Genomic DNA, 25,005 nt, shown 5'->3' with positions numbered 1-25,005 from the left:
GACCGTGGCGACCGCAAAGCTCCGAACGAAGCGCCCCGTCAACAACAACGTCACAGCGCCGATGCGAGCGACACCTCCATCGCGCCGACCTCCGCTTTCGATCACGATGCACCGCGCACTGGCTTCGGTCACGATACGCCAGCATTCATGCTTCTGCCTCGTCGTAATCGGAAAGCAGAACATGACGAACAGGTTGGCCCGATCCAGCATCGCGGCACTGCCTGAATCCTGATGGCTTCTTTTATTGAAACGACCGTTCTCTCCTTCGGGGCGAACGGAGACGGGCTTGTCCTCATTGACGACAAGCCCGCTTATATTCCCCAGACCGTTCCGGGCGATCATCTCAAGCTACGCTATGATGCCGCACGTCACGTCGAGCTGATCGACATCCTGTCGGCGTCTACCGATCGTGTCGATCCAGTGTGCACCTTGTTCGGAAGTTGCGGCGGTTGCGCGATGCAGACGACGGCACGCCCGGCCCTGCTTGACTGGAAAACCGGGCTGGTCCGCCATGCCTTGTCGCGCGCCGGCTTCGAGACAGTGCCGTCTATCGATGCCATGCAGGTCTCAACCGAGAGCCGCCGCCGCATCGACCTCGCCTTCCAACGCCAGCCAGGCAAAATCATTCTGGGTCTTCATCGTCGTCATGGCGATGTCGTGGACATGACCGAATGTCACGTGATCGACCCCACTCTTTTTGCTCTGCTCGAACCACTGCGTGAGGTTCTCGGCGCGCTAGGCGCTGTGACAGGCGGTGGTGATCTGCAGATCAATCTCTACAGCTCAGGCCCGGACATCCTGATTGCAACGGATGCCGCGCTCGCACCGACAGATCGGGTCAAGCTCGCAGCCTTCGGTCGCACTCATAAAATACCGCGCATCTCGTGGCGCTCAAAACGTCGCCCAAGCGAGGGCTTCGAGATTGTTGCCCAGCAAGGGCCGGTCTTTCACGATTTTGGGGCTGTAAAACTGAGCCCGCCTCCCGGTGGCTTCCTTCAGGCGACAAATCAAAGCGAAACCGCGATTGCGGATGCGGTCCTTGCAGCGCTGCCCGCCCTGAACAGACGTGACCCGATTGTGGAGCTTTTCGCAGGGTTCGGAACGCTGACCGTGCCCTTGGCGCAAAAGGGCCGCGTTCTGGCTTATGAAGGCCATTATGAAGCCATTTCGGCCCTCAAATCTGGCGCCGTCGGTCAGCGCATCGAGACGACCCATCGCGATCTCACCCGCCAGCCTCTGATCGCCAAGGAATTTTCCAAAGCCAGAGTGATCGTGCTCGATCCACCCCATGGGGGCGCTTTGTCTCAGATGGAGCACATTGCCCGATCCGGGGTCGAAGACATCATCTATGTGAGCTGCAGCCCTCAGGCCCTGCAAAAGGACTCGCAGCTTCTGCACAAGGCTGGCTACGAGGTGCTTTCCGTATCGGTCATTGACCAGTTTCTCTGGTCCACCGAGGTCGAAGCCGTCGTGTGCTTCACCAAGAGCAAGAAAAGGCTTTCACGTCGTCAGACGTGAAAGCTCTCACCACAGCCGCAACGGCCTTTTTCATTGGGATTGGTGAAGGTGAAGCCTGATTCGAGATCCTTAATCTCGTAATCCATCACCGTCCCGATCAGAAACAAGGTCGCCTTGCTCTCAACCAGAAGTTGCAGACCGTGATCGATCACGCGCTCATCTCCCGGTCGGGCTTCCTCAACAAAGTTCATGTCATAGGACATGCCGGAACAGCCACGCGTATTCACACCGATACGCAGGATCTGCCTTTATTCGCCCCTTCATAGAGCTGCTTGAGGCGCTGGGCGGCGCGCTCGGTCATCTGCATCAGAGGGGGAAGTTCCCGCCGTTTCGCCGCAGGAGCTGTCTGTGTATCGCTCATGTCGCTCTCTCCGTTCAGAACATATTCAGTGCAAGACGTGCGTCATCGCTCATACGGCTCATGTCCCATGGAGGATCCCAAACGACGGCAACACTGGCCTTGCTGACGCCCGGTAATGCCGCCACAGCTTCGCGAACCTGTTCGGGCAATTCCTGCGCGCTTGGGCAATTTGGCGCCGTCAGGGTCATCTCGATATCGATGCGACCGTCATCATGGAGATCAATCGCATAAATCAGACCGAGCTCGTAGATGTTGACCGGAATTTCCGGATCATAAACGGTCGCAATGGCGGAAATAACGCTGTCTTCGTCCGGCATGCTCGACGACGCTGGTTCTTGAGCCTCGTTTTCAGACGAAGCGCCAAACGGTCTGGTCAGGACATGGTTTTCTTCAGTCATGATCGCAATTTCCTGTGTCAGACCAGCATCTGTCGGGCGCGCAACACGCCCTTTACCAATGCATCGATATCGTCGCGTGTCGTATAAACACCAAAACTGGCTCTGGCCGTCGCAGTGAGCCCCAGACGACGGATCAGAGGCTCGGCGCAATGCTGGCCAGCGCGAATGGCAATTCCCTGCCGATCCAGCAGCACCGCCAGATCATGTGGGTGCGCGCCCTCGACGATGAAAGAGACCACACCACCCTGTTCTGCAGGCGAGCCGACAAGCTTCACGCCTTCGCAGGAACCGAGTGTCTCGCGCGTATAGGCAACGAGCGCTTCTTCGTGCGCGGTAATGGCTTCCGCGCCCAGCTCTTCCATGAACGAAAGCGCCGCACCCAGACCGATGACTTCGATAATCGGTGGGGTCCCCGCCTCGAACTTGTGGGGAATAGGCGCCCAACTCGATTTTTCGAAGCTGACGCTCTCGATCATCTCGCCACCACCCATGAAAGGCGGCATCGCGTTCAGTAACTCAGCCTTACCCCAAAGCAGACCGATCCCGGTTGGCCCGTAGAGCTTGTGCCCGGTGCAGACAAAGAAATCCGCTTCCAGATCCTGCACATCGATCGCGCGGTGAACGGCAGACTGAGATCCGTCGAAGAGAATCCGCGCGCCGTGCTCATGGGCGAGGCGCGCCAGTTCCTTTGCCGGGGTCAACGTACCAAGCACGTTGGACATGTGGGTGATTGCCACCAATCCGACACGCCCATCTGCGAGCAGAGCCTTGTAGGCCTCCAGATCGAGGTCACCCTCGTCTGTTATCGGGGCTACACGCAGCTCGATCCCGGCGCGGTCGCGCAGCATCTGCCAGGGCACGAGATTGGAGTGATGCTCCAGCTCGGAGATCAGGACAGCCTGACCGGGCTTGAGCAATGCCCCATAGGAATGCGCAACGAGATTGATCGCCTCGGTGCTGTTCCTCGTGAAAATGATCTCGCTGCGATCGGGGGCTTTCAGGAAACGCGCAGCCTGGGTACGGACCGACTCATAAGCTTCGGTCGTCCGTTCGCTCATCCAATGCAGCCCACGATGGATGTTCGCGTATTGATGCTGCATGGCCTGCGCCATCGCCTCAATGACGCAATCCGGCTTCTGGGCCGAGGCCGCACTGTCCAGAAAAACGAGCGGACGTCCATGAACGGTCTCGGAGAGGATCGGAAACCGGCTTCGCAATGTGTCGAAGCGGTCGAGAACAGCGCTTTGCGTCATCAGGCCTCTCTTTTCTGCCACCATGCTTCGACGCGCTGATCGAGCAGCGCATAGGCCGCCTCATCCGTCACCAGCGCAAGCGCATCCAGCAGGAAAGCGCGCACAAGGATTGCACGGGCTTCCGCCTGCGGAATGCCACGGGCACGCAGATAGAAAAGCTGCTCGTCATCGAGAGCGCCAACCGTGGCACCATGGCTGCATTTCACGTCATCGGCGTAGATTTCAAGCTCTGGCTTGCTGTCGATCTGCGCCTTTTCCGACAGAAGAAGCGCCTGGTTCATCTGGTACCCATCGGTTTTCTGGGCAATACGATCGACGAAGATCTTGCCCTGGAAAACACCATGCGCACCATCCATCAGGACGTTCTTGACCGTCTGGCGTGAAATGCAATCAGGTGCCGCATGCGTGATCACCGACGTCAGATCAGCGTGCTGCGCCCCGCCCAGAAGCTGCGCAGCATTGACATGCACGGCACCATGCTTGCCATCAAGCTGCGCCAGCACCTCATGCCGCGAAAGACGCGCACCCAGCGTCAGCGTGAAGCTGTCATAAATGCCATGTTCAGCAATCTCGGCGCTGACAAACGCCAGATTGGTCGCCTCAACACTGTCCTGCTGAACACGCAGATGAACAAGATGCGCTTCCTGAGCGACCGAAACCGTCAGGCTCGGGTTGGCGAGATACGTGCCTTCTCCCGACTGGATGTCCAGCAAGGTCAGACGCGCTTTTTCTTCCAGCGTCACTTGATGTGCGAGATGGGTCGACGCTGGTTCATCGCCCGTCACGAGGGACACAAGAGCGATCTTGCCGGCATCAACGCCTGCGGCCACTCGAATGCCGAAGCCGGGCTGCTGCACCGCGCTGTTCAGGACGCTCAGAGGACGATCGGCAAGCAGGGGAACGGCGACGGGCACGACCCGAACCGTCTCCGGCAAATCGGTCAGGGCCGCAATCAGCGTGCCATTGACGAAGACCACGCGATGACCGTCCTGAGCCTCAGGGGCCAAACGAGCCACCAAAGCTTCAGCCTCCTCGTCCGAGACGGACTGAGGTGCCGCGAAACCGGTCTTGTCGAGGTCGCGCAACGGCGTATAGCGCCAGGCCTCGAGACGACGCTGCGGCAGACCCTGACGCTGCAAAAGGCTGCGCGCCTCGCCGTCATGGGCCCGGGACAGAAAGGACTCGACTGCCGGCGAAAGAGCGATCGCGCCGCTCATGCCACCGCCTCGAGATATTGTTGATAGCCCTGAGCTTCGAGCGCCAGCGCCACTTCGCCCCCGCCGCTATGGATGATCTTGCCCTTCGCCATGACGTGAACACGGTCGGGCTTGATGTAGTCCAGAAGACGCTGGTGATGGGTGATGATGAGTGCCGAGAAATCCGCCCCCCGAAGCTGTTCACACCCTCGGCGACGATCCGCAGAGCATCGATGTCGAGCCCGCTATCTGTCTCGTCGAGGATGGCGAATTTCGGTCGCAGCATACGCATCTGAAGCACCTCATTGCGCTTCTTCTCGCCGCCAGAGAACCCGACATTGACGTTACGCTTGAGCATGTCGTCGGACATCTGCAGATGCTTGGTTTCGGCACGCACAGCCTTGAGGAAGCCGACCGCATCCAGCTCATCTTCCTTGCGCGCGCGCCGCACAGCGTTCACGGCTGTGCGCAGGAAGTTGGCATTGTTCACACCCGGCAATTCGATGGGCGCCTGAAACGCAAGGAACACACCCAGAGCCGCACGCTCTTCCGGCTCGAGCGCCAGCAGGTCCTCGCCGAGGAACTCGGCGCTGCCGCCGGTTACTTCGTAGTCTTCACGGCCCGCCAACACATAAGAAAGCGTCGATTTACCGGATCCGTTCGGACCCATGATGGCGTGAATCTCGCCCTTGGGAACTTCAAGATCCAGTCCACGCAGGATCTCCTTGGGGGTTCCGTTATCGTCAATCTGCGCACAGAGACCGGAAATTTTCAGAAAATCATTCATGATACGGTTCTTTACCCGACGCTACCTTCAAGACTGAGCTGCAGGAGCTTTTGAGCTTCCACTGCAAACTCCATGGGGAGTTCCTTCAGGACATCCTTGCAGAACCCGTTGACGATGAGACCGACGGCATCTTCTTCCGATAGGCCACGCGACCGGCAATAGAAAAGCTGGTCTTCAGAAATCTTCGACGTTGTCGCTTCATGCTCAACGCGCGCCGTCATGTTACGGTTTTCGATGTAAGGCACCGTGTGTGCGCCGCACTGATCGCCGATCAGCAGACTGTCGCACTGGGTGAAATTACGCGCACCGCGTGCCTTGGGCATCATGCGCACCAGACCGCGATAGGTGCTGTCGGAGCGACCTGCCGAAATCGTCTTGGCGATGATGGTCGAGCGCGTATTGGGCGCAAGATGGATCATCTTGGTACCCGTATCGGCCTGCTGACGGTTATTGGTGACCGCAACCGAGTAGAACTCACCCACAGAGCCCTCCCCGGCAAGAATGCAGGAGGGATATTTCCAGGTAATCGCAGATCCTGTCTCGACCTGCGTCCAGGAAATTTTGGCATTGCGGCCGCGGCAGGCACCGCGCTTGGTCACAAAGTTATAGATACCGCCCTTGCCGTTCTCATCACCCGGATACCAGTTCTGCACCGTGGAATATTTGATCTTGGCATCGTTCATCGCCACCAGCTCGACGACAGCCGCATGGAGCTGGTTTTCGTCGCGCATCGGTGCCGTGCAGCCTTCGAGATACGAGACTGTTGCGCGGTCCTCGCAGATGATCAGCGTCCGCTCGAACTGCCCGGTATTGCGGGCATTGATGCGGAAATAGGTCGAGAGCTCCATCGGGCAGCGCACGCCTTCAGGCACATAGACGAACGATCCATCGGTGAAGACGGCCGAGTTCAACGCTGCGAAGAAGTTATCGCTAACCGGAACAACCGAGCCCAGATAGCGCTTCACAAGCTCAGGGTGCTCGCGAATGGCGTCGGAAATCGGGCAGAAAATGACCCCGGCTTCTTCCAGCGTCTTGCGGAAGGTCGTGACGACCGACACGGAATCGAACACGGCATCGACAGCCACCGGCAAACGCGCTTCGACGTCGCCCGCCCCTTCGACACCGGCCAGAATGGCCTGTTCGTGCAGCGGAATGCCGAGCTTTTCGTAAGTGCGCAGCAATTCAGGGTCGACTTCGTCCAGCGATTTCGGGCCGGGCTTGTTTTTCGGCTCGGCGAAATAAAAGGCGTCCTGATAATCGATGGCCGGATATTCCGGCTTCTGCCAGCTCGGCTCTTCCATCGCCTGCCAGGCACGGAAAGCCTGAAGGCGCCAGTCAAGCATCCATTCCGGCTCTTGCTTGCGTGCTGAAATGAAACGGATGGTGTCTTCGCTGAGCCCTTTAGGCGCGAAATCCATCTCGATGTCGGTTTCGAAACCCCATTTATAGGTAGACTGGCCGAGCGTTTCGACGGCTTCGCGGGTTTCCGTAACGGCTGGCATCTTATCCCTCCGAGGCAGGATGGTGATCGTGAGCCACACATCGCGATGCAGGTGTAAACTCACCCGTCAGATGGGCGCGGCTCATATCGTCAAGATTGATAGATTCGAGGGTCGAGCGGATGGCATGGTTGACCATGTCCCACTGCCCCGATGAGAGGGCGCAAAGCGACTTCGCTTCACACAGGCGTCCCTCGACACAAGCTGTCAGCGCAATCGGACCGTCAACGGAGGTAATGACCGCCGCAATCGAGATCTCGGAGAGCGCTTTGGCAAGACGGTATCCGCCACGCGCGCCGCGATGGGAAGCAACCAGACCGTCAGCAGCCAATCCCTTGAGCAGCTTGGCAACGGTGGGCTCGGGCACGCCCGTCGCCCCCGCGAGCGCGGTCGCCGTCATGAGCGTGTCGTGTTGACCGAGCTGCACGAGCAGAACCGTTGCGTAATCGGCGAGTTTGGATAACCTGAGCATTCGGCTCCCTCGATCAGTCCGGTGCGGACAGATATTAAAGACCTAAATGGTGCTATTTTGTAGCAGATGCGCGTCCAGAGCCGCTGCGTCAACCCTTTTCGCCCTCTGTGACACACAGAAAAACTCGATCAGCCGAGATGGCCGAAGCAAAGCTGCATGAGCATGTCGAGCACCGCACCTACCACAAATCCGACCACCGTGCCGTTTATCCGGATATATTGCAGGTCACGTCCGACCCTTTGTTCGAGTCTGGCTGAAAGCTCGGACGGGTCCCATCGCTCCATCACCGACGCAATATAAACTGCCAGCTTATCACGCAGAGACGGCAGAACCCTGACCAGAGTCGTCTTGAGCGTCTGCTCCAGACGAGCGCGCATCCCGGGGTCATGATCCAGCTGATCGGCCAGACTGAGAAGCGCTGTCTCAATCACACTACGGCTCCACCCTTCCTCGGAAGCAAGGTCGGCCTCAGCCACCCCGCGGAACCGTTGCCAGATCTCCGACCACCAGAGTTTGAGACTGTCATGGCCGAGATAGCCCGAAATCGCATTGCCGAACCGGGCCCGCCTTTCGGGATCCTCCTCCAGACGATCGATCTCCTGTCGGATCCACCCCGTAAATCCTTCGCGGATATCGGAATCCTGCGGATCGACCCGGTCAAGCTCCATATAAAGCGCCGTAATGACACGATTGGCGACGGAAGGACCGATTGCCCAGCCGATCATGCGACCGCCCTGCTCGCGTACGCGCTCTTCGATAAAACTCCGCAAAGTTGCTTCGCGCTTCTGAACCGCCGCCTTGAAGCGCTCCAGAAGTGCTGAAAGCACTTCCTGATGCAATTCGTTATCGACCAGCGCCCGCAAGGACCGTGTCACAACCTTGATCGAGGTTTCCCCGCCGACCAGCACCGGCAACGCTTTGGCGATTGCGGCTGAGGCACGTCCATCCTCCAGACGGTCGAGCATGTCCGGCACACTGCGTCGCAAGGCCGACGCCGTGGCGCTGGCTGTGCGCGGCTGACGCAAGAGATTGGCGAGAAGGCGCGCCACATCGGCCGAGGCCAGCGCTCGGCTTGCATCCTCTTCCGTAAAGAACTGCGTCGAGACAAAACGCCCTAGAGCCCGCGCAAGACGCGGCTGCTGACGCGGCAGCACAGCAGTGTGCGGAATAGGCAGTCCGAGCGGATGCCGGAACAACGCGGTGACGGCAAACCAGTCTGCAATGCCCCCCACCACCCCGGCGCGCGCGCCAGAGCGCAAGACTTCGAGCAGGTAACTGTCTCTCATGACGCCCAGCGCGGGTAAGCCGGCTGAGAGCACCATGACGCCCCCCATCGACACCAGAAGGCCGCCCGCGAGACGGCGGGATGCTTTCAGACTTGCCTGAGCTTCGGCCTCGATCGCCGTAGCTTCAGCCTGTGACGCACTGGGAGCGGAATGATCAGGGGTCGCATGAGCCATGCCTTCTCCCTATCATCGCTGTGATAAAAAGTCCTGTGCCTCAAACGATCCTCCATTGCCATCATGCTTTGACATGGAAAACCGGTCGTTGCCCGTGACCCGAATTCAAGCGAGAGTGCCTTGTCCAATACCGCGCCGCATCACGCCCCTGACGGAACGCCCGCCTCAAAGGTCGATCAGAAAATTATTTCAAAAACCGGCGAGGGCGCCGCTTTCGCAACGCGTCTGACAGATGAGATGCAGGCTCTACAGGACCGCGCCGGTCACGAGCGCCACCTTCCCGACCCGATCGAAACCCTGTCCAGCCAGATCGGCGATGAACTGATCGACGGCACACTGTCTGTCGAGACTCTCGAACAAATCGTGCGTGTGCTGCGCGATGGCAATCTCGTTGAGCGCGCCGCGCGCCTGCGGAGCTATCTCGGACTCACCGATGAAACGGCGCCGCTGGACCGTCTCGATGAGGCGGCCAGAAAAACTGTTGAGAGCTGTGATACGCCGGATGCTCTGATCGCCCGGCTTTCGCGCCCCGGTTTTGCCGCTGTTTTTACTGCGCATCCGACCTTTGCTCTGGCCGATAGCGTCTACGGCCATATTGTCGACATGGCGACGACCCGGCCCATCGTCTGCCTGAGCTGAAATCGCATCGGCGCGAGGCTGCCCCCACTCTGGCGCATGAGCAGAACCTTGCGCTTACCGCCATCTTGCGTGGGCGCGACGCGCTCGATGTCTTTAACGCAGCCATTCTGGATCATGCCGCCGTCCGCTGGCCCGGTCAGGTCGACGCCCTGGCAGCACTGACGATCAGAACACTCATTCTAGCGACCTGGGTTGGCTTCGATACGGACGGACGCAGCGATATCCATTGGTGGGACACGCTCCGCATCCGCCTCGCCCTCAAGCGCACGCAGCTCGAACGCCTGCGCACGCAGCTTGAGTCCCTGCTGCCTGAGTGTTCGCAGCTTGTCGCCCGCATCGACGTGGCCCTCGGTGCCGTAAAGGAGCAGGAGGCCGCCTGCCCCGGCCATAGTCAGAACGATGCGACCGCTATTGCTGCTTTCGCCCAGACGCTGGTCAGCCGTCGCGAAGCCGCCCTGTCTTCGGCAGAAACGCTCGCGCCGCTTTTTGACGATGCGCTCGCGCTGCTCGAAGGCGCCCGCCGTACAGCCTTGCTGACGGCACGCTCGGGCTTCATGGCGCACGGGCTGGGCGCTGCCCATATCCATACGCGTCTAAACGCAACCCAGATTTATAATGTGGTGCGCCATCGTCTCGGGATCGAAGACGACCCCACCATCCCGTCACGCCGCCGTCTGGTTCTGACACAGATCAACGACGCACTTGAAGCGCTAAAGACGCCGATCCCGGTCGATTTTGGTGCTGTGATGATGGAGCAGTCTTCCGCCGGGCGTCTGATGATGACCATGGCGCAGATCCTCAAGCATATCGATTCCGGCACGCCGATCCGCTTCCTGATCGCCGAGACGGAGAGCGGCTACACGCTGCTCGCCACGCTCTGGCTGGCGCGCCAGCTGGGTATTCGTGACGATCAGATCCAGATCTCACCGCTTTTCGAAACCCAGAGCGCACTCGAGAATGGCGAGATCATTCTCGAAGAAGCATTCCGCTCACCGCATTGGCGCGAGTATATCCGCAATAACGGCCGACTTTGCCTGCAATTCGGATACTCGGACTCGGGCCGTTATATCGGTCAGCTTGCCGCAACCAATCTGGTCGAACGTCTGCGTCTGCGCACCCTGACCCTCATGCAAAAGCACGGCATGAAGGATATCGAGCTGGTGCTGTTCGATACACATGGCGAGAGTATTGGCCGTGGGGCGCATCCGTTCAGCCTGTCGGACCGCCTCAGCTATTTTTCCCCCGATCATACGCGTGGTCTTTTCGCCAAAGCCGGAATCAGCCTGCGCGAGGAAGCGGCCTTTCAGGGCGGCGATGGCTACACCCTGTTCGGTACGGCAACACTCGCAGCGTCTACGATCGCAACGCTGGCCGAGCATCTGGTGCATCCGCTCTCGACCACGCGTGACCCGATTTATGACGAGCCCGATTTCTCCTCGGATTTCTTCTCGACCATCGCGCTCGACATGAGCAGCCTTGTCGAAGATCCCGGCTATGCGGGGCTGCTCGGAGCCTTTGGCCCGGCGTTGATCGACAAATCCGGCTCGCGCCCCTCGGCGCGTCAGGGTGACGGAATAAGCGTGACGCGCATCACACATCCGAGCCAGCTGCGCGCCATCCCGAACAACGCCATTCTCGAGCAGCTTGGCTGGTGGACGAATGTGCTTCAGGGCTTCGGCACTGCGGCTGCGCGCCATCCCGAGACTTTCGAAAAGCTGGCACGCAAGAGCCGCCGCTTCGGTCTCGCGCTCGATTTTGCCCGTCAGGCCGCTGCGCATTCCGATATCGGCGCCTGCGCGGCATCGTTCGCCTGCTCGACCCCGGCACATGGCTCGATCGCGCCGCATCTGCGCGCAATGAGGAGCAACGGAGCCAGCACCTCGCTCTGGCCAGCGGGCTGGAAGGGCTCGAATTCTGGCGCAGCCTTCCGGCGATGTTCCGCCGTATCCAGGCCGATAACATTGCGCTTGAGTCGGTCTGGAGCCATACGCTCAAAATGAGCGCTCAAGAACGCACGCTCCACGCGATCCGCCATGCTGTCATCGGGCAGATCTGGCTTCTTGCGACGCGCATTCCCTATTTCAGCCCGCGTAACGACATCAACCGCGAAGCCCTGCTCCGACTGGTGCTGCAGCTGGAAATTCCTGCCGTTCTGAAACGTCTATCAGAGATTTTCCCGCAATCGGCAGGTGTCGTAACGGATCTCGACTTCCATGAACCGAGCGGTCCACGCGACGATCACGGCTTCACGCGCGAACATGAGGAAATCTTTGCTCCCATGGCGCGCCTATTTGGAGTGCTGCGTGAGATCAGCGTTGCCATCATGCACGCCAACGGCTCTTTCGGCTGATTGATCGTACCCTGCTTCTAATAAAGCCGGGTGCGTCACGCTGCCATCTGTTAGATCGAGCAACCTCCGTCCCTGCCTACTTTACCTGTTTCATCTCCTGTTCCTGCGTCGAGGACAGATCAGAACGACGATCAGAGCTGAGTGAACAGGGCCGAGAGGCGGAATAAGCAGGCAACGCACCGATACACTCTGAACGTGTTTGGAAGACGGGCGTTAGGGCGATGAGCGAAGCCTACCCGAAACGTAACGTGGACCGTCAGGTTGGCTTCATTTAAGTCACGTATCTGTGACTATTCTTGTCCGCTTAAGGAGATGACATGCATCTGATCTGGACCCTGATCGTCGGCTTTTTCGTCGGACTGATCGCCAAATTCCTGATGCCCGGGCGCGATCCGGGCGGCTTCATCATCACAATCTTCCTGGGTATCGCAGGCGCTCTGCTCGCAGGATGGATCGGCCAGAAATTGCATTTTTACCATGAGGGTCAGCCCGCAGGGTTCATTGCCTCGGTCTTCGGCGCGATGATCCTTCTCCTTGTTTACCGGATCTTTGTCTCAAATAGACAGCAAGACTGAAACTTGCCACCCCGGCGCCAGACGCCGGGGTGGCTGCTTCTTCTTACTCTCCCGTCCAACCCTTGTAGCTGTCCACATTGTCCCGTGTGATCAGCGTCGGTGCCATCAGGCGTACCGTTCCCTTGGCAATCTTCCCTTCCTTGATCGCGCGTCCCATCGCGACACCGTCCTTACCCATCTGGTAGGGATCCTGACTCGCAGAAGCGACGATCGACGATTTGGGATCCTTGAGCGAAACGGTGATATCGGGCGCCCCGTCCACCGATGTCACGATAATCCCCTGACGATGGGCCTGACGGATCGCCAGATCGCTCCCGATCGCTTCCGGATCGTTGATGGCGAAGACGCCTTTCAGGTTCGGGAAACGAACCAGATATCCCTGCATCACCTTGAAGCCGAGATCGCGATCGCCTCCACCATTCTGATCATCACTGACGATCTTGATATCAGGATACCGGGCAAGGACCTCCTTACAGCCCCGGACGCGGTCAATGATCGACGAAACCTGCGGGCCGTTCTCGATCGCGACCTCGCCCTTGCCGCTCAGTTTCTTCGCCAGAAATTCGCAGGAGATACGACCGGCTGCAACGTTATCGGTCTGGACTGTCCCATCGACACCTGACGAGGCCACGTCCACTGCAATGACCACAGCTCCTGCCTTCTGAACGCGTTTGACAGCAGGAAGCACCGCCTGCGGATCCACACCGTTGATCAGGATCAGATTTGCCCCGGATGTCACAAAGCTATCCATCTGGGAAAACTGCTTGTTCAGATCGTAGTCAGCCGAGAGCGCATTGATGCTGGCCTTTGGCGCGTCACTCTTGAGCTGGGTCGTGGCCCCTTTCACGAGCGCCACGAAATACGGGTTTCCTAGCGATCCGACGGAACGCCGACACTGCTGATGTCATCAGCGAGCGCCGGCGGCGCCGCCAGAGAGGTTGAGAGAGCCAGCGCAGCGACGAGGAATTTTGAACGCGTATTCATCTTGAAACATCCAGAACTTAAGGGAAGTAAAGTCGAGGAAAACGATACTCAGGTGCGGGCGGCAGGAGCGCGGAACCGATCGAGTGCGACGGCCACGATGATCACCAGACCTTTGACGATAAACTGCCAGATATCGGAGACGCCGATCAGGATAAGCCCGTTGGTCAGAACCGCGATGAGGAGAGCGCCAACCAGCGTGCCCCAGATCGTACCGACACCTCCGACGAAGGACGTTCCGCCGAGGATAACCGCAGCAATCGCGTCCAGCTCGTAGGACTGACCGAGCTGCAGACCGTTTGCGGCATAGAGACGGGCCGAGGACATCACAGCACCCAGTCCAGCCAGCAAGCCTGACGCAGCGTAGACGAACATAAGCACCAGGCCGACGCGGATACCTGCAAGGCGAGCCGCAGCAGGATTACCCCCGATGGCGTAGATATGGACGCCAAGCACGGTGCGCCGCAGGATAAACCAACTCGCGACCACGACAGCCAGAGCGATGACGGCTAGCCAGGGAATGGTGAAGCTCGACGTGATGGCGATGCCGTCATTGCCGATCCAGGCGAAAGACAGGTCCGGATTGAATATGGTCCGGTCATTGCCCATCAGACGAGCCAGACCACGTACGGCGGTCAGCGTTCCGAGCGTCACGATGAAAGGCGGAATTTTGACGCCTGCAATCAGGATTCCGTTAAAAGCGCCAATAAGCAGCCCTGCTCCCAGACAGGCGGGGACAGCAAGCCAGGCCACATGGGGCAGGACCGACACAAGAAGGCCGCACATCGCGGCGAAAGCAGGATCGACCCTACTGAGAGATCGATCCCGCCAGTGAGAATGACGAAAGTCATGCCCGAAGCCAGAACGGTATTGATCGAGGCCTGCTGGGCGATGATCGACAGATTCTGGCCAGAGAGAAAGCGGTGTCCGCCGAGAAAGTGAAAGCCAAGTGCGAGAAGGATCAGCACCGGCAACATACCTGCGGCCTGAAGAAGGCTGCGGGTCGTAACGCGCGCGTTCATCTGCGCAGCAGGTGGCACGACCACTGCCGGATTGAGAGTGTTGCTCATTTGCGGAGTATCCTAGGCGGCAAGAGGAGCAGCGGGGGCGAGCCCGACTGCGAGCGTCATGATGGCTTCCTGCGAAATCGCCTTGCCTTCGAGCTCACCGGTGAGTTGACCCTCACGCATGACCAGCACGCGATCACTCACACCGATGATTTCGGCCATTTCGCTTGAGATGACGATGATGCCCAGCCCTCGCGCCGCCAGATCATTGATGATGCGATAGATTTCAGTTTTGGCGCCGATATCGACCCGCGGGTGGGTTCGTCGAGAATCAGCACCTTGGGTCCCGTTTCGAGCAGGCGGCCCAGCAGAACCTTCTGCTGATTGCCACCCGAAAGCCCGCCGACATTGGTCAGCATGTTCTGGGCCTTGATCCGCAGCGACGAGAAAGATCCCGTGGCGCGCGTTCGTCCCTTGGCATGATCCAGCACGCCGAGATGCGCATCGCGCTCGACCACGCCGAGATTGATATTGCCGCTGCAGGACATGTCGAGAAACAGGCCCAACGCTTTGCGATCTTCGGTGAGATAGGCGATGCCTGCGGCTAGAGCATCGCGTGGCGAGCGGATATCGGTCTTTTTACCGTCGAGCCAGAGTGTCCCGGTGCTTTTGAGGTCTGCCCCGAAAATCAGACGAGCCAACTCGGTACGACCCGCACCAACCAGTCCGGCAATTCCCAGAACCTCGCCTGAGCGCAGTTCGAAAGACACCGGCTGCACCCTTTTGCCATCACTCAGCCCCTCGACCCGCAAGATCGGCGTGCCGTCACGGCGCACATGATTGCCCGCTTTTTCGTAGAAGCTCGAAAGGTCGCGTCCGACCATAAGGCTCACGATACGTGCGGAAGAAAGCTCGTGCTTTTCAAGCGTTCCGACATGCGCACCGTCACGCAGTACCGAGACCCTGTCAGCCAGCTCGTCGATTTCATCCATGCGGTGGCTGATATAGATCAGCGCAAGACCTCTGGCGCGAAGTTGGCGGATGAGGGTGAACAGCCTCTCCGTCTCACGCGCAGAAAGCGCCGTCGTCGGCTCATCGAGGACCAGTACCCGCACATCCCGATGCAGGGCTCTGGCAATCTCGACAAGCTGCTGCTCGGCGACCGACATGCTTGAAAGCGTGTCTTCGGGGCCGAAGGGCGCGCCAAGCTCCTTGAGTAATCCCCGGCAGGCGTTATTCATCGCAGCACGATCGATCATTCCGCCCTTTCTCAACTCGGAACCGAGATGGATATTTTCGGCAACGGTGAGATTGGGAGCCAGCGCGAGCTCCTGGTAGATGATGCCGACCCCCAAAGCGCGCGCTGAGGCAGGGTTCGTGATTTTGGCGAGTTCTCCGGCGATACGAATTTCTCCACCCGGATCTGCGCTGTACGCACCTGACAGAATTTTCATTAACGTGGACTTGCCAGCCCCGTTCTCGCCCATCAGAGCGAGGATTTCACCACCATAGGCGGCGAGCGAAACATTCTTGAGAACCTTGGTCCCGGAAAATGTCTTGGAAATACCCGACACTTGCAGGAGGGGCGCACTACCCATCTGCGTTTGGTCCGTAATGTGTTGGGTTAATGTCATGGGACCAGCCTCCCGATTTGAGCCTGAATCTGGAGAGGTTTTGCCCCTTGGCGCCTCCCGCTGACACTGAGAGAAGCAGAGTTTTCATTAATTTAATATAATGATTTCGCAATAAAGACGCATATCACGTGAACGTGATCATTACTTATCATTTATGTTTCACCGCATACCATTCTCGATGGCGACCGGTCGTTCCATGGCCTCAAGCGAGGCCAGTAAAAACGCTTTTTTTAACCCTCTTCGGCTCCTTGCTCAGTCTCAAACATCCCGAGCATGTCATCGATTGCAAGCACTGCGAGTCCATGCACGCGCCCCCATAAACCCGCCATGAGCGCAGGCCGCGCGGGGACTGCCACATCCTTCCCGGAGAGAGACCGAAGGGCTTGGAAGGCTCTGTCGGAGGCAATTGCGAGATCGAACTGCGTGTAATCCAGCAGAGCGCGTCGAAACATCAAGCGAAAGAGATCCGGATTATCGAGCGCGAACTCGATATAGGCGGCCCCAGCTGCGAAAGACGTCGCCCGGCTCTCTGATTGCAGGCAGCTTCCGACACCGCGCTCGCGACCGTCAATCTCTCCCTCCAAAGCACAGAGGAGCCTCTGAGCGTGTTCGGTATAGCCTTGAGCAGCGAGAGCAGAACGCAAGCCTGTAAGAGTCCCGAAATGGGGTACCGCCGCCGTCGCGGACACACCAGCGTGACGCGTGACCCCTCGAAGCGTCAAAGCTTCGACACCCCGCCCACCCTGACGCGTTTCTTCCGCCTTTATACGCAAATATGGCGTGTCTTCTTTCTGATTAGGAGCAGCGTGCTTCTCTTTCTTGCAACAACCGACCAGCAAAGCCACTGGATCGGTATCCTTCTCAAGGTTGGTCTGGTTACGATGATCCTGCTCAGCTTTAAAGGCAGGGCCCTCTACCGGCTTTACGCAGCCTGTTTCGACCGATGACAAGACAAAACCTTCAAAACGAAAAAAGCCGCCCAAAGGGGCGGCTTTCTCGTCGATCAGGTTTAACCCTGAAAGATCAGGCGCTCTTCGCCATGATCTCGTCGGCCACGTTGCGCGGCACCGGATCATAGTGATGGAACTGCATCGTGAACGACGCACGGCCCTTGGTTGCCGAACGCAGATGCGAGATGTAGCCGAACATTTCCTTCAGCGGCACCTGCGAGCGGATCATGACGGTCGAACCGGCAGTCTCCTGGCTCTGGATGATACCACGACGACGGTTAAGATCGCCCACCACGTCACCAACGTGATCGTTCGGGGTCGTTACTTCAACGTCCATGATCGGCTCAAGAATGACCGGACCGGCGTTCTTCATGCCTTCACGGAAGCAAGCCTTAGCAGCGATTTCGAAGGCCAGAGCCGACGAGTCAACGTCATGGTACTTGCCGTCGAGCAGCGTGAACTTGAAGTCAACAGTCTGGAAGCCAGCCAGCACGCCCGTCGAGGACTGCATGCGGATGCCCTTTTCAACAGCCGGAATGTATTCCTTCGGAACCGTTCCGCCGACGACCTTGTTCTCGAAGCTGATGCCTTCGTTACGCTCGACCGGAGTAAACTCGATCTTGACTTCAGCGTACTGACCCGAACCACCAGACTGCTTCTTGTGGGTGTAGGTCTCGATATGCGAACGCGAGATCGTCTCACGATAAGCAACCTGAGGTGCACCGACATTGGCTTCAACGCCGTATTCACGACGCATACGATCCACGATGATGTCGAGATGCAGCTCGCCCATGCCGGACAGAATGGTCTGACCCGTTTCCTGGTCGGTCTTGAGCTTCAGCGAGGGATCTTCAGCAGCAAGCTTCTGAAGGGCCAGCGTCATCTTCTCGACAGCGTCCTTGGTCTTCGGCTCGACCGAGATGTCGATCACCGGAACCGGGAACTGCATACGCTCCAGAACAACCGGATCCGTCCCGTCGGCGAGGGTGTCACCCGTCTGGGTGTCCTTCAGACCGACGAAGGCAGCGATGTCACCAGCGCCAACCTGCTTGACTTCCTTACGGTCGTCAGCGTGCATCTGGAACATGCGGCCCACGCGTTCCTTGTGGCCCTTGGTCGTGTTCATCACGGTGTCGCCGGACTTCAGGATGCCACGATAAACGCGCACGAAGGTCAGAGTGCCGTATTTGTCCGAAATGATCTTGAAGGCGAGACCAGCGAACTTGCCATCGGGATCGACAGGCACGATCGGCAGGAAGTTCTCGTCAACTTCCTCGTCTTCCGGCGGCGCAATACGGATACCTTCGACTTCGTCAGGAGCCGGCAGGTAGTCGATGACCGCGTCAAGAAGCGGCTGAACGCCCTTGTTCTTGAAGGCCGTACCGCACATGACGGGACGGAAGGCACCGGAGATGGCACCCTTCTTGATGCACTTCTTCAGCGTCTCGATGTCGACATCGCCCTTTTCGAAGTATTCTTCGATCGCGGCTTCATCAACGCTCAGAGCTGTGTCGAGCAGGTTCTGACGGGCTTCAGCAGCCTTGTCCTTCAGATCGGCAGGAATTTCCTCGTAATGGAACTTCGCACCGAGCTCGCCGCCTTCCCAGACAATGGCGCGCATCTCGACGAGATCGACCACACCGACGAAGTTTTCTTCGATACCGATCGGCAGCTGAAGCGGAATCGCGACGATGTCGAGCTTTTCCTTCAGCGTGTCGAACGCGCGATAGAAATCGGCGCCTGTACGATCGAGCTTGTTGATGAAGATGATACGCGGAACGTTGTAGCGGTCAGCGAGACGCCAGTTGGTCTCTGACTGCGGCTGAACACCGGCAACGCTTCAATGATGAAGATGGCGCCATCGAGCACGCGCAGCGAGCGGTTCACTTCAATGTTGAAGTCGATATGGCCCGGGGTGTCGATGATGTTGATGCGATGGTTGTCCCATTCGCAGGTCACAGCGGCCGAGGTGATCGTGATGCCACGCTCACGTTCCTGCGCCATGTAGTCGGTGGTGGTGTTACCGTCATGCACTTCGCCGATGCGGTGCGACATGCCGGTGTAGTACAGAATGCGCTCGGTCGTCGTGGTCTTACCGGCATCAATATGCGCGGTGATACCGATATTGCGGATCTTCGAGAGAGCCGATTTGGCTTCTGCGACGCTGCTTTCGGACACGGGATACCTCCAGAATGCGATTAAAGGTGCTTCAGGCCGCCCCGAAACACCTTTGCCGTGGCCGTCACAGATCGACGCTTTTTCCGAAGAAATCCGGGAGACGTCGAAGCCGGATCGACCAAGTCGGGCCTTGTGATCGAGTGGCTGAATGAAGCAACCCGATCACGTTTTCAAGGCCAATTTTGATGCTATCTGCCTTTTCGCCCGAAGGGGCGCAAGGCAAAAGCCGTCAGTCTCAAGCGGACTGAGCGGCCTTGCTTTCCTGAGCGCGCAGGATGCGGCGCTTGATGACCTGGGCGTCAACCGGGAGCTTGCGGTTCGGCGTGGTGATCAGGAACGAATCCAGCCCACCGTTATGCTCAACCGTGCGGATGCCCTGGGTGGACAGACGCAGACGAACGCCCGTGCCGAGAATATCGGACAGCAGGGTGATTTCCTGCAGGTTCGGCAGGAAGCGACGACGGGTCTTGTTGTTGGCGTGGCTGACGTTGTTGCCCGTCAGCACACCCTTGCCCGTGATTTGGCAGCGGCGTGACATGGACTTGATCCTCGGTAGTGATATGTTCGCCGAGACCAATCCCGGCATACGACGACGCGTTAAGGCGCGGCTTATGACGGACCCCCCCGCTCTCGTCAAGCCGAAAGCGTCGCAAGACGGTCATTCTCCGTCGGAAAGCCCATCTGTACAGATCAGTTCGCCCGCTTTGATACTGTCGATTGCCGTCTGAAGCATACGGATCATCGTGTCGGCATCCGTCGTGCGTGCCAGTACACCGAGCGATCCACCCAGAAGAGCAGAAGCGATCAGCTCGACAGGAAGATTCTGCTCGACGAGATAGCCGATCGCCTTGTCGATCACCACGCCGCATTGACGCAGCTCCTCAGGGATCTCCATGGCATCCGGCGCGTCTGAAAGCTCGTTGGCGGCCTGTTCGCGGATTTCTTCCTCCATCGCCTTGTCCGGATGAAAGTCGCGGGCGAGTGCCTCAGCCTGCTCTGTCATGGAGTTTTCCTTTCCTGACTGAATGTCCAGGCTCAACACGTAGGGCCACCTCATCGGGAAAACCAGATACCGAACCAGATTGATTGGTAACCATCGCGAAATAATGGCCCTGAAGGTCCATGAGCGCGTCATGCGCGCCCTGCTCAACGATTTTTCCGCCTTCGATCACAAGGATGCGGGTCGCGTGACGGATGGTCGACAGCCGATGGGCAATTGCAATCGTTGTCTGCCGTTCCGTGACGCGACGCAGCGCGTCCATCAAGCGCTGCTCCGTTCCCGTGTCGAGCGCACTGGTCGCCTCGTCGAGCAGGAGAAGCCGCGGTTTGCGCAGTATGATTCGCGCAAGAGCAATGCGCTGACGCTCGCCTCCCGAGAGCTTCAGCCCACGCTCACCGACCAGCGTGTCATAGCCCTGCTCCAGCCCGTCGATGAAATCATGGATCTGGGCGATCCTAGCCGCTGCCACGATTTCCTCGTGACACGCCTCAAGATGACCATAGGCAATGTTATAACCGATCGTGTCATTGAAGAGCTGCGTCTCCTGCGGCACCACGCCGATGATACGATGCAACTCGGCTGGAGGGATCGAAGACACATCCCGACCATCCAGAAGGACGCGCCCAGCGCCGGGCGCGTAAGCCCCCAGAATAAGACGGGCAATGGTCGATTTACCGGCCCCTGTCGGCCCGACCAGGGCGATCGTTTCACCCGGAGAGGCGCTGAAGGAGAGACCGTGAAGGATCTCGCGCCCGTCATAATCGAAACGCACGGAATCAAAGGCCAGAGAAGCGGGTCGTGCCTCCTCCAGAGCACGATCCCCCTCTCCTTGCCCGGTCTCGACGCCTGAGACAGGCACGATGCTCCGAGGGGCTTCTTCCATGAGATCGGTCAGATGCTCCAGATCGACACAGGCGTTGCGCCAGCCCGCATAAACGATGTTGAGCGAGACGATGGCCTGATACAGGGTTCGCAAATACGTCCCGATCAAAACGAAAGCCGCCACATCGAGCGCACCCGCAGCAAGATCGCGCGCTGCCATGAGAAAAATCGTCAGCGTCGCAAGAGCAATCATGGCGTTCTGGCTGACCGAAGACAGCCCTGCCACCAAAGTCATCCGCAGGCTTGCCTTTTCCTGCTCCAGACGCGCCTTCTCGTAGCGTCCGAACTCATGGGGTTCGTTGGCGAAATGCCGCACTGCCTCGAAATTCAGAAGGGAGTCGAGCAGGAAATGCTGTGCCCTGCCATTGGCCTCATTGCGCTGACGGCGGGCCCTCACCCGTTGACGGACGAACCATTGTGCCAGAGCAACATAAAGCAGCAACGCAATCAGAAGGACACAGGCATAGCGTCCCCCGAGAAACGAAAACACAACCGCAATTGTCAGCCCGGTATCGAGGATCGCAGGCAGGATGTTGAACAAAGCCAGCCGCAACAAGGTGTCGGCTGCCTCTGACCCGCGTTCGATGGCTCGGGTCAACGAGCCTGTCTGCCTGTCCCGATGAAAGCGATAGGGTAGATCGAGCAGATGGCGAAAAGCTTCCTGCGCGGTGAGCGCCTGCACCCGCTGGCCCACGGCTGATAGACGAGTTCCTGCAAGGCAGAGAACGCGCTCCTGAGAAAAATCAGCCCGGCATAAGAAATAATTAGAGCAACAGGGAGGGTCAGACGCGCATCGACAGACGAAAAATGCGCCACAAGCCGGCTGAAGAGAAACGGCGTCCCCAAAAGGCAAAGCCGTTCGGCGACCAGCAGAAAAAGCGTGACGCCTATTCCGAGACGAAAGAAGCGGATGTCGTGAGACAGGACCAGTCGCCACGCCCGTATCAGACTGGTCAGGGCAAAAGGCAGTTTTCGTGGGAGGGTCATGCACTCAAGGTGAGGCGTATGAAGGCGTTTTGCAATCGCACAGAGATACGCGATATCGTCGCCTATCTGATAGAAGAGTAACGCTTTTCATGCTTCACGACAGCCTCGACCCGTTCCTCGCTCACATAAGGCGCTGCAACACTGCGATCGTGCCCGGTGCACGCCGTCGGATTACGGCAGGTAACCGCTCTTTCGGCCTTGCGGATCCGCGTGTTTTCGACGCCATGACGGCATTCGGCTATGCGCACGGCGGCGAATTTCATCTGCCTGACGGCTCGGCTCTGCAGCCGCTGGGAGAAAAACTAGCAGCGCTCGGCCTTTTTCGTCCTCATGACGAGCTCTTTGACGTCTTCGATACGGATAATCGGGTGATCGGCAGGATTGACCGGGGAGCTTTGCCGCTGCTGGGCTGCACCGCCGCTGGCGTGCATCTGAATGGCCTTGTGGAAACGCCAGACGGGTTTTCTCTCTGGATGGGGCATCGCGCCCAGAACAAGCGGCTTGATCCGGGCAAACTCGATCATCTGGCCGCGGGCGGAATCTGTACCGGGCTCAGCCCGATGGAAGCCTGATCAAGGAAGCCGGGGAAGAAGCTGCCATCCCCCCCGCCCTCGCTGCGCAGGCCAGCCCCGTGGCGACATTACGCTACGCGATGGAGCGCCCGGAAGGCCTGCGACAGGACACCCTGTTCTGCTACGATCTCGTACTCCCCCGCAGCTTCACCCCCCAACCCGTCGATGGAGAGGTCGCTTTCTTCGAGCTCATGCCGTTGGAGCGTGTATTCGAGATCGTCCGTGACACCGACGACATCAAGTTCAACGTCAATCTCGTCCTGATCGACCTCTTCTTGCGCCGCGGGCTCTTCTCACCTCAGGAAACCGCTGAGCTCCGTCAGGCACTCGGACAATGACGAAACGCGCTCGTCTGGCAACGTCCCTTCTCCTGCTTGGCCTTGCCGGCTGCACCATCAACCCGGCTCCCCCTGCGGGCTCGGCATCCTGCGCGGGATCGATCGGCTATGCCGCACGTAGCGTCACTCTTGCTTTCGGGCTCTCGCTCCCGGGAGGGGGCAGCGTTTCGGAGGCACAGTGGCGCGATTTTCTGGCCGACACTGTCACCCCACGCTTCCCCGCCGGATTTTCGGTCATCAAGGCTCAGGGTCAATGGCAGGACACCCGCAAGGCTCCGATCATTCGAGAGAATTCTCGGCTGATCTGGTTGATTATTCCAAATTCCTCCGCGCTAATTCCGGCACTCAATACCATTCGGGAAACGTATAAAAAGCGCTTCAACCAGAACTCGGTCGCTGCGTTCATTCAGGAAGGTTGCGCGTCTTTCTAGCAGGGACCCTATTACCGATGAGGTTATAAGGTTGACGCACCGCCGCAACTTGCAAGAGATAACCGTTGCGACCCTGAGCTAACCAGGTTTCAACACAAGAAAGGCAGCGTTCGTGTAACGTGATGACCGGTACGGCAACGGCCATCACGCCGCCGGATCCGCGTCGAGCAACTGCCCGAGGAAAACGATGAACGACCAGACTCCCACGTCTCAACAGAGCTCGGCCAGAACAAAGGCGATGGGTCAGGGGCGGGATACAGAACAGGACCTTCCCGAAGACGGTGCGCTGATTAGCTCACCGATCGGGCGGGCTCAACGCCGCTCTCGTGGATTGCTGGGCTTCTTTTTCATCGCGCTCGCCTTGTTCACGCTCAAGAATTTCCTCCCTGCCCTGCTCTGGGGCTGCGTGTTCGCGATTGCTTCATGGCCACTTTACCAGCGCACCGAAAAGCGGTTCGGGCGCACGGAGTGGGTGCCCATGCTGTTTACGGCGGCAATTGCGCTGATCTTCCTCATTCCCCTGAGCCTGGTCGGGTTCAAGGCGGCTGAAGAAGCCCAGAGCGCCCTGCACTGGATCGATGAAGTACGCCATACAGGCATCCCCATGCCCGAATGGCTGAACGACCTGCCTTTCATGCGTGTTCAGGTGGCCCATTGGTGGCAGAGCAATCTGGTCAATCCGGAACGTCTGAACCACCTGTTTCATTCGTTCGATGCCGGACATGGCATGGCCATGACCCGTCAGGTCACGACCCAGGTCGCCAAACGAGCCACCTTGTTCCTGTTCTCGATCCTGACGCTGTTCTTCCTTCTGAGAGACGGTGAAGACCTCATCCACCGAGTTCTTGTCGTTTCGAACCGGACCTTCGGCAAGCGCGGCGAATCTCTAGCCCGCCAGATGATTTCGTCGGTTCATGGCACCGTCGCAGGGCTGGTTCTGGTTGGACTGGGTGAGGGTCTGGTGATGGGCGTTGCCTATGTGCTCACCGATACGCCTCAGCCGCTGCTTCTGGCTCTGATGACGGGTGTCGCGGCCATGATCCCCTTTCTGGGCTTACCGACGGTCATGCTGGCCGCTCTACTTATCCTAATTCAGGGCAAGATGATTTCTGCAATCGTCGTTGTCGTGCTTGGGGCGATCGTCATCTTCGTCGCCGATCACTTCATTCGTCCCGCCCTTATCGGAGGAAGCACCCAGATGCCCTTCCTCTGGGTTCTTCTTGGCATTCTCGGAGGGGTCGAAACCTGGGGGCTGCTCGGCCTCTTCCTCGGTCCAGCGATCATGGCCGCAGTGCATCTTCTGTGGCGCATCTGGAGCTCGGATTCCGAGCAGGTATTGAAGGAAGAGACGCACTAGCACCCCGTAAATCACTGGCCGATCGTTGCTGGACAGCCCCCCTTCTCGGGGGCTTTTTTTATGAACGGGCAGATTTTACGAGCCGAATCTTAGGCGTAACCGGAAAAGTCGGGGGTTAAGACGCAAAAGAAAACCCGCTACGGTTTACACCGAAGCGGGCTTGTATTTCCTGCTCTCAAA

Annotated in this window: 26 protein-coding genes and 4 pseudogenes; 11 read left to right on the top strand and 19 right to left on the bottom strand. The window is 58.7% G+C overall.

What is annotated here, in order from left to right:
* Both JCM15831_RS21915 and JCM15831_RS08485 read left to right on the top strand, forming a co-directional pair.
* Positions 1 to 225 (top strand): hypothetical protein (locus JCM15831_RS21915; protein WP_198024281.1); only part of this gene is annotated, 225 nt, incomplete at its 5' end.
* Between the two features lie 6 nt (positions 226 to 231).
* Positions 232 to 1,518: a class I SAM-dependent RNA methyltransferase gene (locus JCM15831_RS08485; protein ID WP_025823956.1), complete on the top strand. Its 1,287-nt coding sequence runs from the start codon at positions 232 to 234 to the stop codon at positions 1,516 to 1,518.
* Here the strand turns inward: JCM15831_RS08485 and JCM15831_RS17705 are convergent.
* From JCM15831_RS17705 to JCM15831_RS08445, 8 genes and pseudogenes are all read right to left on the bottom strand, one after another.
* Positions 1,509 to 1,879: pseudogene (locus JCM15831_RS17705) on the bottom strand (HesB/IscA family protein). The gene JCM15831_RS08485 and the pseudogene JCM15831_RS17705 overlap by 10 nt on opposite strands.
* A gap of 14 nt (positions 1,880 to 1,893) precedes the next feature.
* Positions 1,894 to 2,277: an SUF system Fe-S cluster assembly protein gene (locus JCM15831_RS08475; RefSeq protein ID WP_025823955.1), complete on the bottom strand. Its 384-nt coding sequence runs from the start codon at positions 2,275 to 2,277 to the stop codon at positions 1,894 to 1,896.
* A 17-nt stretch (positions 2,278 to 2,294) separates the two neighbouring features.
* Complete coding sequence (locus JCM15831_RS08470; protein WP_025823954.1) at positions 2,295 to 3,530, bottom strand: cysteine desulfurase; 1,236 nt, start codon at positions 3,528 to 3,530, stop codon at positions 2,295 to 2,297.
* Positions 3,530 to 4,747, bottom strand: coding sequence for a Fe-S cluster assembly protein SufD (gene sufD / locus JCM15831_RS08465; RefSeq protein ID WP_025823953.1), 1,218 nt, complete (start codon positions 4,745 to 4,747; stop codon positions 3,530 to 3,532). The genes JCM15831_RS08470 and sufD overlap by 1 nt, the downstream gene beginning before the upstream one ends.
* Positions 4,744 to 5,513, bottom strand: a pseudogene (gene sufC / locus JCM15831_RS17700) (Fe-S cluster assembly ATPase SufC). The gene sufD and the pseudogene sufC overlap by 4 nt, the downstream one beginning before the upstream one ends.
* A gap of 11 nt (positions 5,514 to 5,524) precedes the next feature.
* On the bottom strand, positions 5,525 to 7,015 hold the full coding sequence (gene sufB / locus JCM15831_RS08455; RefSeq protein WP_025823952.1) for a Fe-S cluster assembly protein SufB: 1,491 nt from the start codon (positions 7,013 to 7,015) through the stop codon (positions 5,525 to 5,527).
* 1 nt (position 7,016) lies between these two features.
* Complete coding sequence (locus JCM15831_RS08450; RefSeq protein ID WP_025823951.1) at positions 7,017 to 7,484, bottom strand: SUF system Fe-S cluster assembly regulator; 468 nt, start codon at positions 7,482 to 7,484, stop codon at positions 7,017 to 7,019.
* Between the two features lie 128 nt (positions 7,485 to 7,612).
* Complete coding sequence (locus tag JCM15831_RS08445; protein WP_025823950.1) at positions 7,613 to 8,944, bottom strand: DUF445 domain-containing protein; 1,332 nt, start codon at positions 8,942 to 8,944, stop codon at positions 7,613 to 7,615.
* Between the two features lie 120 nt (positions 8,945 to 9,064).
* Between JCM15831_RS08445 and JCM15831_RS22650 the strand changes: the two genes are divergently transcribed.
* From JCM15831_RS22650 to JCM15831_RS08435, 4 genes and pseudogenes are all read left to right on the top strand, one after another.
* Positions 9,065 to 9,583, top strand: coding sequence for a hypothetical protein (locus JCM15831_RS22650; protein ID WP_232228072.1), 519 nt, complete (start codon positions 9,065 to 9,067; stop codon positions 9,581 to 9,583).
* A gap of 569 nt (positions 9,584 to 10,152) precedes the next feature.
* Positions 10,153 to 11,334, top strand: a pseudogene (locus JCM15831_RS17695) (phosphoenolpyruvate carboxylase); the annotation flags it as partial.
* 245 nt (positions 11,335 to 11,579) lie between these two features.
* Positions 11,580 to 11,933, top strand: a complete 354-nt coding sequence (locus JCM15831_RS22645; RefSeq protein ID WP_232228070.1) for a hypothetical protein — start codon at positions 11,580 to 11,582, stop codon at positions 11,931 to 11,933.
* Between the two features lie 317 nt (positions 11,934 to 12,250).
* Entirely contained in the window at positions 12,251 to 12,508 is a 258-nt protein-coding gene (locus JCM15831_RS08435) for a GlsB/YeaQ/YmgE family stress response membrane protein (protein ID WP_025823949.1), read from the top strand.
* Positions 12,509 to 12,551: 43 nt separating this feature from the next.
* On the opposite strand, the gene JCM15831_RS17690 is transcribed toward JCM15831_RS08435, so the two are convergent.
* From JCM15831_RS17690 to JCM15831_RS21910, 6 genes are all read right to left on the bottom strand, one after another.
* On the bottom strand, positions 12,552 to 13,364 hold the full coding sequence (locus tag JCM15831_RS17690) for an ABC transporter substrate-binding protein (RefSeq protein ID WP_232228069.1): 813 nt from the start codon (positions 13,362 to 13,364) through the stop codon (positions 12,552 to 12,554).
* A 176-nt stretch (positions 13,365 to 13,540) separates the two neighbouring features.
* Positions 13,541 to 14,260 carry an ABC transporter permease subunit gene (locus JCM15831_RS17685; protein ID WP_232228068.1) on the bottom strand — a complete coding sequence of 240 codons (720 nt, stop codon included), beginning with the start codon at positions 14,258 to 14,260 and terminating at the stop codon, positions 13,541 to 13,543.
* A complete protein-coding gene (locus JCM15831_RS22640) occupies positions 14,173 to 14,559 on the bottom strand; it encodes a hypothetical protein (RefSeq protein WP_232228067.1) in 387 nt (128 codons plus the stop codon). The genes JCM15831_RS17685 and JCM15831_RS22640 overlap by 88 nt, the downstream gene beginning before the upstream one ends.
* Positions 14,560 to 14,571: 12 nt before the next feature.
* Entirely contained in the window at positions 14,572 to 14,718 is a 147-nt protein-coding gene (locus JCM15831_RS22635) for a hypothetical protein (RefSeq protein ID WP_232228066.1), read from the bottom strand.
* Positions 14,697 to 16,130 (bottom strand): sugar ABC transporter ATP-binding protein, encoded by a 1,434-nt coding sequence (locus tag JCM15831_RS17680; protein ID WP_232228065.1) that lies wholly within the window; start codon positions 16,128 to 16,130, stop codon positions 14,697 to 14,699. Before JCM15831_RS17680 ends, JCM15831_RS22635 begins: the two co-directional genes overlap by 22 nt.
* A gap of 230 nt (positions 16,131 to 16,360) precedes the next feature.
* The gene (locus JCM15831_RS21910; protein WP_198024280.1) at positions 16,361 to 16,903 is read right to left on the bottom strand and encodes a TetR-like C-terminal domain-containing protein; all 543 of its coding nucleotides are present in this window, start codon (positions 16,901 to 16,903) and stop codon (positions 16,361 to 16,363) included.
* Between the two features lie 33 nt (positions 16,904 to 16,936).
* On the opposite strand from JCM15831_RS21910, the gene JCM15831_RS21905 reads away from it, so the two are divergent.
* The gene (locus JCM15831_RS21905; RefSeq protein WP_198024279.1) at positions 16,937 to 17,077 is read left to right on the top strand and encodes a hypothetical protein; all 141 of its coding nucleotides are present in this window, start codon (positions 16,937 to 16,939) and stop codon (positions 17,075 to 17,077) included.
* Positions 17,078 to 17,153: 76 nt separating this feature from the next.
* Here JCM15831_RS21905 and fusA read toward each other — a convergent pair.
* The 5 genes and pseudogenes from fusA to JCM15831_RS21900 all read right to left on the bottom strand — a co-directional run bounded on the left by fusA (position 17,154) and on the right by JCM15831_RS21900 (position 22,127).
* Positions 17,154 to 19,258 (bottom strand): annotated as a pseudogene (fusA, locus tag JCM15831_RS17670) (elongation factor G).
* A 235-nt stretch (positions 19,259 to 19,493) separates the two neighbouring features.
* Complete coding sequence (gene rpmB / locus JCM15831_RS08405) at positions 19,494 to 19,796, bottom strand: 50S ribosomal protein L28 (RefSeq protein WP_025823947.1); 303 nt, start codon at positions 19,794 to 19,796, stop codon at positions 19,494 to 19,496.
* A gap of 120 nt (positions 19,797 to 19,916) precedes the next feature.
* Positions 19,917 to 20,261, bottom strand: coding sequence for a hypothetical protein (locus JCM15831_RS08400; RefSeq protein ID WP_232228064.1), 345 nt, complete (start codon positions 20,259 to 20,261; stop codon positions 19,917 to 19,919).
* The gene (locus tag JCM15831_RS17665) at positions 20,245 to 21,834 is read right to left on the bottom strand and encodes an ATP-binding cassette domain-containing protein (protein ID WP_051528403.1); all 1,590 of its coding nucleotides are present in this window, start codon (positions 21,832 to 21,834) and stop codon (positions 20,245 to 20,247) included. The genes JCM15831_RS08400 and JCM15831_RS17665 overlap by 17 nt, the downstream gene beginning before the upstream one ends.
* Positions 21,735 to 22,127: a 6TM ABC transporter family protein gene (locus tag JCM15831_RS21900; RefSeq protein ID WP_198024278.1), complete on the bottom strand. Its 393-nt coding sequence runs from the start codon at positions 22,125 to 22,127 to the stop codon at positions 21,735 to 21,737. Before JCM15831_RS21900 ends, JCM15831_RS17665 begins: the two co-directional genes overlap by 100 nt.
* A gap of 89 nt (positions 22,128 to 22,216) precedes the next feature.
* On the opposite strand from JCM15831_RS21900, the gene JCM15831_RS21475 reads away from it, so the two are divergent.
* The 4 genes from JCM15831_RS21475 (at position 22,217) to JCM15831_RS08380 (ending at position 24,825) form a co-directional block, all read left to right on the top strand.
* A complete protein-coding gene (locus JCM15831_RS21475; RefSeq protein WP_156938799.1) occupies positions 22,217 to 22,699 on the top strand; it encodes an NUDIX hydrolase in 483 nt (160 codons plus the stop codon).
* Positions 22,700 to 22,758: 59 nt separating this feature from the next.
* Positions 22,759 to 23,037 (top strand): NUDIX hydrolase, encoded by a 279-nt coding sequence (locus JCM15831_RS21470; protein ID WP_156938798.1) that lies wholly within the window; start codon positions 22,759 to 22,761, stop codon positions 23,035 to 23,037.
* Complete coding sequence (locus JCM15831_RS08385; protein WP_025823945.1) at positions 23,034 to 23,468, top strand: DUF3574 domain-containing protein; 435 nt, start codon at positions 23,034 to 23,036, stop codon at positions 23,466 to 23,468. Before JCM15831_RS21470 ends, JCM15831_RS08385 begins: the two co-directional genes overlap by 4 nt.
* Positions 23,469 to 23,655: 187 nt before the next feature.
* Entirely contained in the window at positions 23,656 to 24,825 is a 1,170-nt protein-coding gene (locus JCM15831_RS08380; RefSeq protein ID WP_025823944.1) for an AI-2E family transporter, read from the top strand.
* Positions 24,826 to 25,005: the final 180 nt, after the last annotated feature.

It is taken from the genome of Asaia astilbis JCM 15831, assembly GCF_000613845.1.
Taxonomy (GTDB): Bacteria; Pseudomonadota; Alphaproteobacteria; order Acetobacterales; family Acetobacteraceae; genus Asaia; species Asaia astilbis.
Note: the sequence above shows the minus strand (reverse complement) of the source record. Positions and strands in the feature narration are given on the sequence as shown.